The sequence below is a fragment of the Streptomyces sp. NPDC057486 genome, assembly GCF_042802415.1.
Lineage (GTDB): Bacteria > Actinomycetota > Actinomycetes > Streptomycetales > Streptomycetaceae > Streptomyces > Streptomyces yanii.
This window is the reverse complement of sequence record NZ_JBHVEE010000020.1, coordinates 22,674-37,250: the sequence shown is the minus strand read 5'-3', so window position 1 is coordinate 37,250 and position 14,577 is coordinate 22,674. Positions and strand designations below refer to the sequence as shown.

The 14,577-nt window shown below is 70.6% G+C and carries 10 protein-coding genes; 4 read left to right on the top strand and 6 right to left on the bottom strand.

Going from position 1 to position 14,577, the window contains the following annotated elements; translation table 11 throughout:
• Positions 1-62 precede the first annotated feature (62 nt).
• Together ACFU6I_RS12470 and ACFU6I_RS12465 are read left to right on the top strand one after the other, a co-directional pair.
• A complete protein-coding gene (locus ACFU6I_RS12470; RefSeq protein WP_384364411.1) occupies positions 63-1,544 on the top strand; it encodes an APC family permease in 1,482 nt (493 codons plus the stop codon).
• A gap of 49 nt (positions 1,545-1,593) precedes the next feature.
• Positions 1,594-2,565: a hypothetical protein gene (locus ACFU6I_RS12465; protein ID WP_384364409.1), complete on the top strand. Its 972-nt coding sequence runs from the start codon at positions 1,594-1,596 to the stop codon at positions 2,563-2,565.
• A gap of 19 nt (positions 2,566-2,584) precedes the next feature.
• On the opposite strand, the gene ACFU6I_RS12460 is transcribed toward ACFU6I_RS12465, so the two are convergent.
• Positions 2,585-4,654: a PhoX family protein gene (locus tag ACFU6I_RS12460; RefSeq protein WP_384364407.1), complete on the bottom strand. Its 2,070-nt coding sequence runs from the start codon at positions 4,652-4,654 to the stop codon at positions 2,585-2,587.
• A 237-nt stretch (positions 4,655-4,891) separates the two neighbouring features.
• Here ACFU6I_RS12460 and ACFU6I_RS12455 point away from each other — a divergent pair, with 237 nt between their 5' ends.
• Complete coding sequence (locus tag ACFU6I_RS12455; protein ID WP_384364405.1) at positions 4,892-6,799, top strand: VWA domain-containing protein; 1,908 nt, start codon at positions 4,892-4,894, stop codon at positions 6,797-6,799.
• Here ACFU6I_RS12455 and ACFU6I_RS12450 read toward each other — a convergent pair.
• Both ACFU6I_RS12450 and ACFU6I_RS12445 read right to left on the bottom strand, forming a co-directional pair.
• A complete protein-coding gene (locus tag ACFU6I_RS12450) occupies positions 6,730-7,956 on the bottom strand; it encodes a sensor histidine kinase (RefSeq protein WP_384364403.1) in 1,227 nt (408 codons plus the stop codon). The genes ACFU6I_RS12455 and ACFU6I_RS12450 overlap by 70 nt on opposite strands.
• Positions 7,953-8,606: a response regulator transcription factor gene (locus ACFU6I_RS12445; RefSeq protein WP_384364532.1), complete on the bottom strand. Its 654-nt coding sequence runs from the start codon at positions 8,604-8,606 to the stop codon at positions 7,953-7,955. Before ACFU6I_RS12445 ends, ACFU6I_RS12450 begins: the two co-directional genes overlap by 4 nt.
• Before the next feature lie 148 nt (positions 8,607-8,754).
• Here ACFU6I_RS12445 and metG point away from each other — a divergent pair, with 148 nt between their 5' ends.
• Positions 8,755-10,359, top strand: a complete 1,605-nt coding sequence (gene metG / locus ACFU6I_RS12440) for a methionine--tRNA ligase (RefSeq protein ID WP_384364401.1) — start codon at positions 8,755-8,757, stop codon at positions 10,357-10,359.
• A gap of 246 nt (positions 10,360-10,605) precedes the next feature.
• Here metG and ACFU6I_RS12435 read toward each other — a convergent pair whose 3' ends face one another.
• From ACFU6I_RS12435 to aspS, 3 genes are all read right to left on the bottom strand, one after another.
• Entirely contained in the window at positions 10,606-11,400 is a 795-nt protein-coding gene (locus ACFU6I_RS12435) for a L,D-transpeptidase family protein (protein ID WP_384364529.1), read from the bottom strand.
• 264 nt (positions 11,401-11,664) lie between these two features.
• Positions 11,665-12,597 (bottom strand): intradiol ring-cleavage dioxygenase, encoded by a 933-nt coding sequence (locus ACFU6I_RS12430; protein WP_384364399.1) that lies wholly within the window; start codon positions 12,595-12,597, stop codon positions 11,665-11,667.
• Positions 12,598-12,759: 162 nt separating this feature from the next.
• Positions 12,760-14,544, bottom strand: coding sequence for an aspartate--tRNA ligase (gene aspS, locus ACFU6I_RS12425; RefSeq protein WP_345517259.1), 1,785 nt, complete (start codon positions 14,542-14,544; stop codon positions 12,760-12,762).
• Positions 14,545-14,577: the final 33 nt, after the last annotated feature.

Sequence of the window (14,577 nt, the reverse complement as noted above, 5' to 3'; positions counted from 1 at the left end):
GCTGAAGGATGTACGGGGACTCCGCCGGGCACGCCGTACCTCCGGAAGCAGTTGAGACATCGATGCACAGCACGCCCGCCCGGCCCGGCCGTGGGCTCCAGCCCAATGTCCTCGGTACGTTCAACACGATCGTGATGGCGGTCGCGGGCAGCGCCCCCGCCTATTCGCTGGCCGCCACCAGTGCCGTGCTCGTCGGCACGGTCGGTCTCGGCGCGCCCGCCGCCCTGCTGTACTGCGCGATACCGATGCTCGGCATCGCCCTCGCCTACCGGCAGCTCGGCCGGATCGATGTCAACGCGGGCGCCGGCTACTCCTGGGTCGGCAGGACCCTGCACCCGTTCCTCGGTTTCCTCAGCGGCTGGGCGCTGGTCGTCGCGGCGACCCTGTTCATGGTCGCCGGATCGCTGCCCGCGGGGACGATGACGCTGACCGTCATCGACTCGCGCTTCGCCGACAACACGACACTCGCCACCCTCATCGGGGCGGGCTGGTTCCTGCTGATGCTGCTCGTCGTGCTCGGCGGTGCCCGGCTCAGCGCCCGAACGCAGCTGCTCATCTCCGGCGTCGAGCTGGTGATCCTGCTGCTCTTCGCGGTCGTCGCGCTGGTCCGCGGCTCCTCGGGCACCGGGGCCGGTGCCGCACATGCCTTCGAATGGTCCTGGCTCGGCTTCGGGCACTTCGACGGGGTCTCCGGCTTCGCCTCCGGCGCGCTGATCGCCGCGTTCTACTACTGGGGCTGGGACGTCACCGGCAACCTCAGCGAGGAGACCCGCGACAGCCGCCGCACCGCGGGGCTGGCCGGGATCATCGGCGTGCTCACCGTCTTCGCGCTCGTCGAAGTGTTCGCGATCGCGGTGAACGTGATCCTCTCCGTCGACGACATCCAGCAGCACAGCGCCAACGTGCTGACCGTGCTCGGGGAGCAGGTGTGGCCCGGCGTCGGCGGAAAGCTCCTGGTGGTGGCGGTGATGCTGTCCACCGTCGCGACCCTGCAGACCACGCTCATCCAGGTCACGCGCTCCCTGTTCGCGATGGGCCGCGACCGCACGATGCCCGCCGCGTTCGGCCGGGTGCACCGCAGCTGGAACACGCCGTGGGTGGCTGTCGCTGCCGTGGGCGGGGTCGCCCTCGTCCTGATTCTCTCCTCGCTCGCCCTCGGCCGCGTGCAACGGATCCTGGGGGTGGCCGTGCAGGCCATCGGGCTGCAGATCGCCGTGTACTACGGGCTCGCGGGGCTGGCCGCCGTCGTCGCGTACCGCAAACTGCTCCTCCGCTCGGTCCCGGACTTCGTCCTCGGCGGGCTCTGGCCGCTGACCGGCTCGCTCTTCATGTTCTGGATCTTCTTCGAGGCGCTCGGCGACTTCAGCAGAACGGCGCTCACGCTCGGCCTCGGCGGTCTTGCCGTGGGTGTCGTCCCGATGCTCCGGTACCGGCGGCGCGGCAGCTCGTACTACCGTCCGGCGAAACTCGATGCCTCACGGACCGTGCAGGCCGAGGATTCGTCCGGCTACACCGATTCCGCCACGATCGTCACCGACTTCTGATCCCCGGCCCCTCTCCCCACCAGCCCCGAGAGGAGACGACTCTCCGAGCATGGCTGCACGCCGACGTCGCACCCCCCCACCCGTGCGCTTCGACCCGGATTTCGGCGACCGGTCGCTCACCGCGGCCCGCCAGGACATCGTCATCGGCCGCTGGCAGGGCGTACGCGATCTGCTGCAGACCACCGGCAACGCGTGGGCCCTGCGCACCCACCGGACCCGGCTGCTCGCCCACGCCGCCGCGGGCAGCTCCACCGTGGAGACCTGGCTCGCCGCAGAACCGAAGAACGCCGACGCGCACGTGCTGAAGGCGGCGACCGACGTCGTACGGCTCTTCGGGCGGGCCGTCATGGCGGGCCGCGGCATCGCCGTCGACCAGGACCGGGTGGACCGGGTCGTCCGGTGCTGCCTGCGGGCCACCGAGGCCTGCCCGTCCGACCCGATGCCGTGGGCTTCACTGCTGACCGTGGCGCGGCTGTACGAGGACGGGGCCCGGTGCCGGATCACGCAGTGGTGGGACGAACTGCTGCGCCGCGACCCCCACCACATGGAGGGGCATACACAGCTGCTGCGCTACTACTCGGCGCGCTGGCACGGCACCCACGGCACCATGTACGACTTCGCGCGCGACGCGGCGGGCGCGGCGCCGCCCGGTTCGTCGCTTCCGGTGCTGGTGCAGGTCGCCAGGGTCGAGGAGTACCGGTACGTCTCCGATGCCACGCACGGGCGGCCCGTCGTGGCGCCGCGCACCGGGCAGCAGCACTGGGACCACGAGCTTGCGGTGACCGAGGTGTGCCGCACCTGGGAGCGGTGGCTCGGGATGCGCGCGGCGGGGCCGGTGCCCCCCGAGGAGGTCGGTGAGCTGAACTACCTGGCGCACGCGGCCTGTTACGCGGGACGGCCCGCGGAGGCCGCGGACGCGTTCCGGCTGCTGGACGGGCGGGCGGTGCGGGTGCCGTGGTCCTACACGGGGGACGCGGAGGCGCAGTTCACGCGGTGGCGCCGCCAGGTCGCCACCGCGTGAACGCTTGCGCGGGTGGGGCTCAGACGCCGATGTCGCGGCCGTCGTTGCGCCAGACAGCGACGACCGACGGGCGCACGATCCTGCCCGGGCCGTCCGGCCAGCTGCTCGCCGGCTTCTCGACGGACGCTCCGTCGATCTCGCCCGGGTGCTGCACCGCGACGAGCACGCGGCGGTCCTGCACCACCGGACCGCAGGTCTCGGCACCGCTCGGCACGGTCAGGAACTGCTTGAGCTCACCACACCGCTCGCCCTGGGTGGCAACCCCGAACAGGCCGTCGTGCGAGCCGAGCTGGTTGCCGTCCGTGGCGATCCACAGGTTGCCGTGCGGGTCGAACGCCACGTTGTCCGGGCAGGAGATGGGGCTGACCTTCTCCTTGGGGAAGCCGGAGAAGTACGTCGCCGGGTCGTTCGGGTCGCCCGCGACGAGGAACAGCCGCCAGGCGAACCCGTCGCCCGCCGGGTCGTCCCCGTACTCCGCGAGCTCCAGGATCTGGCCGTGCTTGTTCAGGTTGCGCGGGTTCGCCTCGTCGACGCCCGCCTTGCCCGGCTTGCCGCGGTCGGTGTTGTTCGTCAGCACGACATAGACCCGGCCGGTGCGCGGCGACGGCTCGACGTCCTCGGGGCGGTCCATCTTCGTGGCGCCGACCTTGTCACCGGCCAGCCGCGTGAAGACGTACACCTCCTCGGCGGTCATCCCGGGCACGTGGGAGGTGTTGCCCGTCGCCAGTGGGATCCAGACGCCACTGCCGTCGAACTCACCGTCGGAGGGAAGCTTCCCGGTGCCGTCGATCTCGGCGGCCGGGGAGTCGCCGGTCAACCTGGCGACGTACAGAGTCCCCTCGTCCAGGAGGGTGAGGTTGTGCTCGCGGGCGGCCCGCGAGTTCCCCTTCTTCATCCTCTTCGACGATACGAACTTGTAGAAGTAGTCGAAGCGTTCGTCGTCGCCCATGTAGACGACCGGCCGGCCGTCGGCGGTCAGGCGGGGCTGTGCGGCCTCGTGCTTGAAGCGGCCCAGCGCGGTGCGCTTGCGCGGCGTCGCGTCCGGGTCGTACGGGTCGAGCTCGACCACATAGCCGAAGCGGTGCGCCTCGTTCGGCTCCTGCGCCAGGTCGAACCGCTTGTCGAAACGCTCCCACTTGCGCTCGGTGGCACCGGCCGCGATGCCGTACCGCTTGTCGGTGTCGCTGGAGCCGTTGGCGAAGTACTGGTTGAAGTTCTCCTCGCCGTGCAGCGTGGTGCCCCACGGGGTCGTGCCGCCCGCGCAGTTGTTGAGCGTGCCGAGCACCTTGCGGCCGGTGCGGTCGGCGGACGTACGGAGCAGGGGACTGCCCGCGGCCGGGCCGGTGACCTCGAACTCACTGGTCGCGGTGAGGCGGCGGTTCAGCGGGTGGCGGCTGACCGGCGACAGCTTGCCGGTGCGGCTCTCGTCCTGGACGACGACTACGGACAGTCCGTGCGCGGCCCAGGCGATCTCGACCTGCTCGCGGGTCGGGTTGGCCGGATCGTAGCCACGGAACATGAGGTTCTCGTCCGTGTACTCATGATTGGCGACCAGGACCTGGCGGCCGTGCTCACCGCGGAGCGGGAGCAGGGAGAGGAAGTCGTTGTTGTAACCGAACTGGCCCGCCTGCGCCTTCGCGGACTGCTTGTCCGGGTCGAAGGCGGGCGCACCGCGCAGAATCGGCTCGCCCCAACGGATCACGACGTTCTGGCCGTAGCCGTCAGGGACGGTGACCTTGTCGTCCTTGTTCGGCGCGACGGGCGCGAAGCGCAGGCCACGGGCGCCGGAGGCGGCGGGATTCGTCGACCCGTCCGGCGTGTGCCCCTGGCCCGCGAGCGCGGCGGCCTCGGCCTGCGGCGCGGCCGGGCCGGCCAGAACGGTCGTCCCGGCGGCCGCGGCAACGGTCACCACGGCTGCGGCACGCATCATCGAACGGCGCGAAAGGGCACCGGCGATGACATCGCCGACGTATTCGTTGTCGCTGGTGTTCGGAATCTCCTGGAAGCAGGCGTCGCCACAGCGGTAGCGGCAGGTCATCGCAGAGCGCCCGCCCGGGTGCGAACTGATGAGCGGCAGCAGGTTGCGCACGTGTTTTCCCTCCATATGTGTGTCTCGCGTGACGGTAGGTGCGCAGTCACGCTGTAGGAGGGACTCCTCATGAACGGGGAGTGAAGTCAGGGCCACCGCTGCCCGTTTGACACGGGTGCGGGCCGCACCAACGAACGGCGGGATCCGGCCGCTAACCTTACGTATCCGCCCTGGCCAGGGATAAATTCCCGCAGTACGGACATTCATCGCACCCAACTCATGCGAAAGGCCTCGCCCATGGGCATTCGGAGCTTGCTGCGCAAGGTGTTCGGCCGCGACCGCGCGGAGCAGGACGAACCGACGACGGCCACGGTCCCGCCCCAGACGGAGCGCACCGGGCCGACGGAGTCGGAGCCCGTCGCGGTGACGGTGACGGCGGACGAGACGGTGGCGGCGTCCACCCCGCCCGCCAAGGTCTCGGTGCCCGCTCCCGCCTCACGCCGGTCCACCTCGCCCGAGAGCGGGCTGGCGGCGGACCTGGTGGCGGAGGCCTTCGACAAGGCATCGGCCCCCACCCCGAAGTCCACGCCCACCGTCCCGGCCCAGGGCTCGGCCCCGGAGCCGGCCGCGGCCCCGGTGGAGCCGGCCGCGGAGGCAATCGCTGCGGAGCCGGAGGTGGAGCCGGTCGCTGCCGAGGTCGAGGTCGAGCCGGTCGCCGCCGCAGCGGAGCCGGTTGTTGTCGTGCCCGAAGCCGAGCAGGTCGCCGCCGAGGCCGAGCCCGTTGCTGCCGAGGTGGAAGTCGAAGCCGAGCCGGTCGCCGCCGAGGCCATGCCGGGGGACGCCGCGGAGGTCGAGCCGGTCGCCGCCGAAGTTGAGCCGGAGGCTGCTGCCGAGGCTGCGGTGGAGCCGGAAGCGGAGGCGGTCACTGCGGTGCCCGAGGCCGAGCCGGCCACCGCCAAGGCTGAGCCGGTCGCCGCGGAGGCCACGGTCGAGGCCGAGCCGGTCGCCGCGGAGGCCACGGTCGAGGCCGAGCCTGCCGCAGCCGAGTTCGGGGCCGAGGTCGAGCCGGTCACTGCCAAGGGCGAGGACGAGGTCGCGCCGGCCGCAGCCGAGGCTCAGCAGGAGGCCACCGCCGAGACCGAGCCGGTCGCCGCCGAGGCCCAGCCCGAACCCGAGGCCGAGCCGGTCGCCGTGGCCGAGGTTGAGCCCGCGCCTGCTGCAACCGAGGTCGAGCCCGCGGCCGAGCCGGTCGCCGTGGCCGCCGCGCCGGAGACGCCCGCCGAGCCCGAGCCGACCGCACCGGAGACCCCGGCCGAGCCGGAGACGGTCGTCGTGGCGGCCGTGGCCGAGCCGGAGACGCCGGCCGACAGCGAGCCGACCGCTCCCGCCTCCGCACCCGAGCCCGCACCGGTTGCCGCCGCGGTCGACCCAGAGCCCGCACCGGAACCGGCCGCAGAGGCCCCCGTCACCGACACGCCCGCCGAGGCCCCCGCACCCGCCTCCGACGGGCCCACGCCCGCCCTCCCCCTCGCCCGGGTCGCGTCCAGTGCGCCTGCGCTCGCCGAGCCGTACAAGGCTGCCCAGGCCGCGCTGGAGGCGCACGGGCTGACCGGCCTCCGCGCCACCGTCTATCTGGTGCTCGACCGTTCCGGCTCCATGCGGCCGTTCTACAAGGACGGCAGCGCCCAGCACCTGGGCGACCGCACGCTCGCGCTCGCCGCGCACCTGGACGAGAACGCGACCGTGCCCGTCGTCTTCTTCTCGACCGACATCGACGGCACGGGCACGGTCGATCTCACCGCTCACGAGGGCCGGATCGACGAACTGCACGCGGGACTCGGCCGCCTGGGCCGTACCAGCTACCACCGCGCCGTCGAGGAGGTCGTCGCGCACTACGAGAAGTCGGAGGCCACCGGCCCCGCCCTGGTGATCTTCCAGACGGACGGCCCGCCGGACACCAAGCAGCCCGCCAAGCAGGCGCTCGTCGAGGCCGCGCGGCTGCCGCTGTTCTTCCAGTTCGTCGCGTTCGGCGAGGAGGACGCGAAGGGCTTCGGCTTCCTGCGGAAGCTGGACGCCCCGAACGCCGCGTTCTTCCACGCGGGCCCCGCCCCGCGCGAGGTGCCGGACGCCACGCTCTACCAGGAGCTGCTTGCCGCGCTCCCCGCCTGGCTCGCCTCCCGCGAGGTCTCCGCCGACAAGGGCTGACCAGGCAGTTCGACCGGCAGACGTACGGTCACGGCGAGCCCGCCCCCGGGGCGCGGCACCGCCGTGACCGTGCCGTCGTGCGCCACCGCTATGGAACGCACGATCGAAAGACCGAGTCCGGAGCCCGGACCCATCCGGTCGCGGCCCTCGCCCCGCCGGAACGGCTCGAAGAACCCCGGGATGTCCGTCTCCGCCACCACCGGCCCGGTGTTGCGCACCTCCAGGACCCCCTCACCGGCCCCGCCCCGCGCGAGGGACACCTCCACCGTCCCGTCGGGCACGTTGTACGTCACCGCGTTGGCCAGCAGGTTGGCCACCAGCTGGGCCAGCAGCAGCCGGTTCCCCCGTATCCCGCACGGCTGCGCGGAGACCTGCACACTCGGATAACGGGCCGCCTCCTCCGCCACCACCTGCGCGAGATCGACCGCGTCCCGCTCGCCCGCCGCGAGCCCCCGCTCGCTGCGCGCCAGCACCAGCAGCCCCTCGATGAGCCGCTCGCTGCGCCGGTTGTTGGCGAGGAGCGTCTCCCGGGTCCGTACAAGATCCTCAGGGGTCGGGTCGTCCAGTCCGATCTGGATCGCGGCCCGCTGGGTGGCCAGCGGTGTCCGCAACTCGTGCGAGGCGTTGGCGATGAACCGCCGCTGGCTGTCGAAGGCCTTCTGCAGCCGGGCCAGCAGCGCGTCCAGCGTGTCGCCGAGCTCCTTCAGCTCGTCGTCGGGTCCGCTCGACGCGATCCGTTCGTGCAGCGTGTGCTCGGAGAGGCGGCGCGCCTTCGCGGTCATCGCGTGGACGGGCCGCAGCACCCGCCCCGCGGTCCACCAGCCCACCCCGACCGCGCACGCCGTCATCACGAGCAGCGCGGCCGCGGACCAGATCAGCAGTTGGTGGCCGGCCGCGTCGCTGACGTGGTCGGTGAGGTCGTAGACGGTGGGCGGGCCGAGGCTCCGCCGGGTGATGAGCGGACCGTTCACCGCGTAACCCGGCTGGATGACGGCGGCGGTGGCGGCGATCGCGCGGGCCTGGGCGTCCGTACCGGCGCGGGAGGCAAGGTTGACGGTGACGAGCAGCGCGGTCCCGAGAACCAGGAACACCCCGCCGTACACGAGCGCGATCCGCGTCCGGATGGTGGCGTGCCGGACGGCCCATGGTCGCTTCACAGGGCGTACCCCACGCCCTGCACCGTACGGATCAGGGCGGGCTCCCCGAGCTTCCCGCGCAGCTTGCTCATGCAGACGCGGACGGCGCCGGTGAACGGGTCGGCATTGGCGTCCCAGGCGCGCTCCAGGAGCTCCTCCGCGCTGACCGTCCCGCCGTCCGCCTCCAGCAGCAGTTGCAGCACGGTGAACTCCTTCGGTGAGAGATCCAGCTCCCGGCCGTCACGGGACGCGGTGCGCCGTACGGAGTCGAGCCGCACTCCGTACCGCTGCAGCTGCGGCGGCACCGGCCGGGCACTGCGCCGCCGCAGCGCCCGTACCCGCGACACCAGCTCCGGGAACTCGAAGGGCTTGCCCAGATAGTCGTCCGCGCCTAGGTCGAGACCCGAGACGCGGTCCTCCATGGAACCGGCAGCGGTGAGCATCAGGATCCGGGTGCGCGAGCCGGAGGCGACGAGTCCGCGCGCCACGTCGTCACCGTGCACCCGAGGCAGATCACGGTCGAGCACGACGACGTCGTAGTCGTGGAGCCCCAGGTAGGCGACGGCCGCGTCCCCGCTGTAGACGGTGTCGACGGCGAAACCCGCCCGCCGCAGACCGGTGGCGACGAGCTCCGCAAGGATCTCCTCGTCCTCGGCGACCAGTACCCGCATCGTGATGTCCCCTGCCTCGTACATGCGTGTCCACTCCCTCCCAGGATGGGACATTGCTACCGGAAGGCATGTTTCGCAAAGGTCTCCACCGACCGGGCGCCCGTTATCGGTGTGAGTGGATCACCCTCGGGCCGTTAGGATTTCGACCATGGCGGCCACTGGATCCGAGAAGCAGGGGGCGACGGCGTACTACGTCTCGACCCCCATTTACTACGTCAACGACGCTCCTCACCTGGGCCACGCCTACACGACCGTCGCAGGCGACGTGCTCTCCCGCTGGCACCGCCAGCGCGGCGAGAAGGTGTGGTACCTCACCGGCACGGACGAGCACGGTCAGAAGATCATGCGCACTGCCGAGGCGAACAACGTCACCCCGCAGGAATGGTGCGACAAGCTCGTCGAGGAGGCCTGGAAGCCCCTCTGGGAGCACCTGAACATCGCGAACGACGACTTCATCCGGACGACGGAGAAGCGGCACACCGACCGGGTTCAGGAGTTCGTGCAGGACCTGTACGACAAGGACGAGATCTACAAGGGCGGGTACGAAGGCCCGTACTGCGTGGGCTGCGAGGAGTACAAGCTCCCCGGCGACCTCATCGAGGCCGAGGACGGCACGAAACTGTGCGCGGTCCACAAGAAGCCGGTGGAGATCCTCAAGGAGGAGAACTACTTCTTCAAGCTGAGCGAGTACGGTCCGAGGCTGCTGGAGTTCTACGCGAACAACCCCGGCTTCATCCAGCCCGAGTCCGCCCGCAACGAGGTCGTGAACTTCGTCAGGCAGGGGCTGCAGGACCTGTCGATCTCGCGCTCGACCTTCGACTGGGGCGTCCCGGTGCCGTGGGACGAGAAGCACGTCATCTACGTATGGGTCGACGCGCTGCTCAACTACGCGACGGCGGTCGGCTACGGCGCCAACCAGGAGAAGTTCGACGAGACGTTCCCGGCCAATGTGCACCTGGTCGGCAAGGACATCCTCCGCTTCCACGCCGTCATCTGGCCCGCGATGCTGATGGCGCAGGGTCTGCCGCTGCCCGGCAGGGTCGCGGCCAACGGCTGGCTGATGGTCGGCGGCGAGAAGATGTCGAAGTCGAACCTGACCGGCATCAAGCCGCAGGACCTGACCTCGCACTTCGGTGTGGACGCGTATCGCTGGTACTTCCTGCGGGCGATCGCGTTCGGCAGCGACGGCTCGTTCTCCTGGGAGGACTTCACCGCCCGCTACACCTCCGAGCTCGCCAACGACTACGGCAACCTCGCCTCGCGCGTCGCCGCCATGGTCGGCAAGTACTTCGGCGGGGCGCTGCCGGAGGCCACGGCCACCGGTGAGGCCGAGAAGGCCGTCCAGGAGGGTCTCGCGAAGGCCGCCGCCACGGCCGACCGGAAGATCGGCGAGGAGCTGGACTTCCAGGCCGGCATCCTGGCGATCTTCGACTTCGTGAAGCAGGTCAACGGCTACATCACGGAGCAGGAGCCGTGGAAGGTCGCCAAGGACGAGTCCCCCGAGGGCCGGGCCCGCCTCGCGACGATCCTGTACACGGCCGCCGAGGCGCTGCGCGGTGTCGCGGTCCTGCTCAACTCGGTGATGCCGGAGACCTCGCAGAAGCTGTGGGAGTCCCTCGGCGCCGAGGCGTCCCTGGGTGCTCTGCCCGACCAGCTCGTGCAGGACGCGGGCAACTGGGGTCAGCTGCCGGCGGGCGCGACGGTGACGAAGGGTGCGGTGCTGTTCCCGCGCCTGGAGGAGAAGCCCGCGTAGGTCTCGCGACGTAGCAGAGGGGCCCGGACCGGTGACGGTGCGGGCCCCTCGCGCATGCGGGCCCCTCGGGTGCCTGGTGCCGTGACCGGAGGTCTCCGCCCCGTGAGGAGCGTCGTCCGGTGCGTGCGATCGCACGGCTGAGGGTCGTCCTCGTACCGGACGTACTCGGGCGAGCCCGACAACGCAGCGAGCGTGCGTGCCGGGCGTCGCGGGGCAGGCGGGACTTCCGACACACGCCCTGGGTCGTCAGCGGGCCAGGGCCGCGGCGTCGCCCATCACGACCACCGGCACCTTTGCCGGGTCGAGGGCGCGCAGCAGTTCTCTCATCCGGTCCGCGGGGAGCGAGATGCAGCCCTGGGTCGGTCCGCCGTGGTCGACATGGAGCCAGATGCCGCCTCCCCGCTCCTCGCCGAGCGGGCGGGTCGGGTCCAGCGGGGAGGCGCCGGGAATGCGGTTGTAGTCGATGGCGATGACGTAGTCGAAGGACCCCTCCAGAGAGTCCCCCTGGAACCCTTCTCCGCTGACTTTGAAGAGCGGGTTCTGCTCGTACGGGAACGCGGTGCCCGGGGCGGCGAGCAGACCGCCCGCGGCCGTCAGCCCGTAGACCCCGATGGGGGTCCGGAGGTCACCCGCCCGGTGCTCGTCGGTCCAGCCCTTAAGGGCGTTGTGGGCGGGCCACGGGCCCATGGCCTGCTGCCAGCCCGCCATGGGGTCCTCACGGGTGTAGAGGACGGCGGTGGCCAGGCTGGAGTCGGCCGAGTCCCCGGTGACGACCAGTGCCTGCAGGGAAACGGCCGGGATCGCCGCCCTGATCCCCTGCCCCAGCAACCGGATCCCGCGAGGACGCGTGGGGGCGGCCGGTCCACGGGCGGCGGCGACCGGGCCCGCCGCACCGGTGGTACCGGGGGACGCGGGGGCTCGGGAGCCGGCGCCGGGGACAGCGGTGGGTCCGGTGCCTGAGACACCGCACCCGGTCAACACGAGGAACAGTGCGGCACAGACGGCGTACGGCGGACGTCTGGACCTGCGTGGACGTGACACACGTTCGGGCACGGGGGTCTCCTAGGGGGCGGTGTCGAAGGCGGCGGAGGCGAGTCCCCGCGCCGAAGTCCCCGAGCCAGTCTTTGCCGACTCCGATCCCGACTAATCAGACAAAGCGGCCATCCGGCCGCACCCGATCAGGTTCTCTCTGTCGCCACGGGCGTGTCCCGCTGTTCAGATGCCGTCGCTCAGGCACGGCAGGGCCCGGAACCGTGCCCTGCCGAACCGGTTCCGGGCCCTTCCACTCCGCGGAGGAACGGAGAGTCAGAGGTCTGTGCCGTCGTGCGTCTCGTCCGGGTCCACACCCATCGTGATCGAGCCGACGACGCCACGCGCCATGTGGTTCTTGCGGTACGAGAGCTTCATCAGCCCGCCCGTGACACCGCTCTGGTCGTAGATCGTGTCCTCGGTGAGGGTCGTACGCGTGGTCGTGCTGGTCGAATACGGCGCGACCTTCGCCGAGTCGAGCACCGCGGACTCCGCGAAGAAGAACTGACCGGTGTGACAGGTGCGCCCGCCCTCGTATCCGGCGTCGGTCATCTTGCCGCCGACGTGGACCTTGGTGTGGATGTGCACACAGCGGCCCTGGTACCAGCCCGGGAAGATCGTCTTGAATTCCACGTACCCGTGCTTGTCGGTGAGCTGGGTACCCCGCAGGTAGCGCTTGTCGTCGGTGGGCTCCGAGTGCCCGCCACCACCACCGGGACCTCCGGACGGGGGCGTGCCGGTCGGGGCGTCGGTGGGAACGCCGGTCGGGGCATCCGTCGGAGCACCGCTCGGCGGGGTGCCGCCGCCGGGGCCGCCCGAGCTCATGGACTCGTAACCGGAGTAGATGCCCAGCGCGTCGCAGTGCCAGATGTCGACGGCCGCGTGCTTCAGCGGCTTGCAGGTGTCCGAGTCGATCACCTTGAGGCGGAGGGTCATCGGGATGCCCTCCCTGTCCTCGGTGATGTCCTTCCTGATCTTGTCGGCATCGATGTAGTACGGCCCCTCGGTGGTCTCCGAGGTCAGGCGGTAGCACTCCTCGCCCTGCCCGCCGGCGGACTTCTTCCCGGTGCCGCTGCTCGTGGTCTCGGCCGAGGCGCTGGCGACGACGCCCGCCCCGACACCGGCGGCGATGATGGCCGCACCACCGGCGAGGACCGCCCGGCGACGCGTCATGTCCTTCTTGTGTGCAGGTCCCTGAGTCTCTGTCATGGAGAGTGAGGCTAGGCAGGGGAGCTGGCAGGGGCGTGTGTGTGAGCTGTGCGTTGCTGTGCAGGACTGCCGACCAGGGGCAGAACGCGGCACAGCCCCCGGCCGGTGGCCGGGGGCTGTTTCACGTGGAACGGAAGCGGACCTCGGTGGTCCGGGACCGGCCTACTTCTCGGTCTTGTCCTTCGCTGCCGCGACGGGCTTGCGCAGCTGGATGTTCAGCTCACGCAGACGACCCTCGTCCAGCTCGGTGGGCGCGCCCATCATCAGGTCCTGCGCGTTGCCGTTGAGCGGGAAGGCGATCGTCTCGCGGATGTTCGGCTCGTCTGCCAGCAGCATCACGATGCGGTCGACGCCGGGCGCGATGCCACCGTGCGGCGGGGCGCCGAGACGGAACGCGCGGAGCATGCCCGCGAACTCGTGCTCGACGGTCTCACGGTCGTAACCGGCGATCTCGAACGCCTTGAGCATCAGCTCGGGCTCGTGGTTACGGATGGCACCGGAGGACAGCTCGATGCCGTTGCAGACGATGTCGTACTGCCAGGCGAGGATGTCCAGCGGGTCCTTCGTCTCCAGGTCCTCCAGGCCTCCCTGGGGCATGGAGAACGGGTTGTGCGAGAAGTCGATCTTGCCGGTCTCCTCGTCCTTCTCGTACATCGGGAAGTCGACGATCCAGCAGAACCGGAAGACGCCCTCCTCGAAGTGGCCGGCGCGCTTGGCGGCCTCGACACGGACGGCCGACATGATCTTGGAAACCTCGTCGAACTCGCCGGCGCCGAAGAAGACGGCGTGGCCCGGAACGAGCGACAGGCGCTCGGTGAGGGTCTTGATGTCCGCCTCGGTGAGGAACTTGGCGATCGGACCGGCGAGGGTGCCGTCCTCGCCGACGCGGACCCAGGCGAGACCCTTGGCACCGTGCTCGACGGCGTACTCACCCAGACCGTCGAAGAACTTGCGGGACTGGCCCGCGGTGTCCGGCACCGGAAGGGCGCGGACGTGCTTGCCGGCGAACGCCTTGAACTCCGAGTCCGCGAAGACGTCGGAGATGTCGACGAGCTCCAGCTTGGCGCGCAGGTCCGGCTTGTCGTTGCCGTACTTCAGCATCGACTCGCGGAACGGGATCCGCGGGAACGGCGACGTGACGTGGCGGCCGTTGCCGAACTCCTCGAAGAGCTCGGTCATCAGCTTCTCGATCGGCCGGAAGACGTCCTCCTGCTCGACGAACGACATCTCGACGTCGAGCTGGTAGAACTCGCCGGGGGAGCGGTCGGCGCGGGCGTCCTCGTCGCGGAAGCACGGCGCGATCTGGAAGTAGCGGTCGAAGCCGGAGATCATCAGCAGCTGCTTGAACTGCTGCGGGGCCTGCGGCAGCGCGTAGAACTTGCCGGGGTTCAGCCGGGACGGGACGACGAAGTCACGGGCGCCCTCGGGGGAGGTCGCGGTGAGGATCGGGGTCGCCATCTCGTTGAAGCCGAGGGCCACCATCTTCGAGCGGATCGAGGCGATGACGGCGGAGCGCAGCATGATGTTGCGGTGCATGCGCTCGCGACGCAGGTCGAGGAAGCGGTACTCCAGGCGCCGCTCCTCGTTGACCCCGTCCTCGGTGTTGATCGTGAAGGGCAGCGGCGCTGCCTCGCCGAGCACCTCGACCTCGGCGACCTCGATCTCGATCTCGCCGGTCGGGAGCTCCGGGTTGACGTTGTCGGCGCCGCGCGCGGAGACCTTGCCGTCGATCCGGACGACGGTCTCCTTGGTGAGCTTCGACAGGGCTTCGTTGCCGGGCGTGCCGGGACGGGCGACGAGCTGCACCAGACCGTAGTGGTCGCGCAGATCGATGAAGAGGATGCCGCCCAGGTCTCGACGATTGTGCAGCCAGCCGCTCAGCCGGACGTCGGTGCCGACGTCAGAGGCGCGGAGCTCGCCGCAGGTGTGGGACCTGTACCGATGCATCGTCGTTCATCCAGTCTTCGCGGTTGGGGTGGA

What these genes read in the sequence shown, in the direction of transcription:
- ACFU6I_RS12470 (WP_384364411.1), top strand. Translation starts at nt 63, where the DNA reads ATGCACAGCACGCCCGCCCGGCCCGGCCGTGGGCTCCAGCCCAATGTC.
- ACFU6I_RS12465 (WP_384364409.1), top strand. Translation starts at nt 1,594, where the DNA reads ATGGCTGCACGCCGACGTCGCACCCCCCCACCCGTGCGCTTCGACCCG.
- ACFU6I_RS12455 (WP_384364405.1), top strand. Translation starts at nt 4,892, where the DNA reads ATGGGCATTCGGAGCTTGCTGCGCAAGGTGTTCGGCCGCGACCGCGCG.
- ACFU6I_RS12445 (WP_384364532.1), bottom strand. Translation starts at nt 8,606, where the DNA reads ATGCGGGTACTGGTCGCCGAGGACGAGGAGATCCTTGCGGAGCTCGTC.
- metG (WP_384364401.1), top strand. Translation starts at nt 8,755, where the DNA reads ATGGCGGCCACTGGATCCGAGAAGCAGGGGGCGACGGCGTACTACGTC.
- ACFU6I_RS12430 (WP_384364399.1), bottom strand. Translation starts at nt 12,597, where the DNA reads ATGACAGAGACTCAGGGACCTGCACACAAGAAGGACATGACGCGTCGC.
- aspS (WP_345517259.1), bottom strand. Translation starts at nt 14,544, where the DNA reads ATGCATCGGTACAGGTCCCACACCTGCGGCGAGCTCCGCGCCTCTGAC.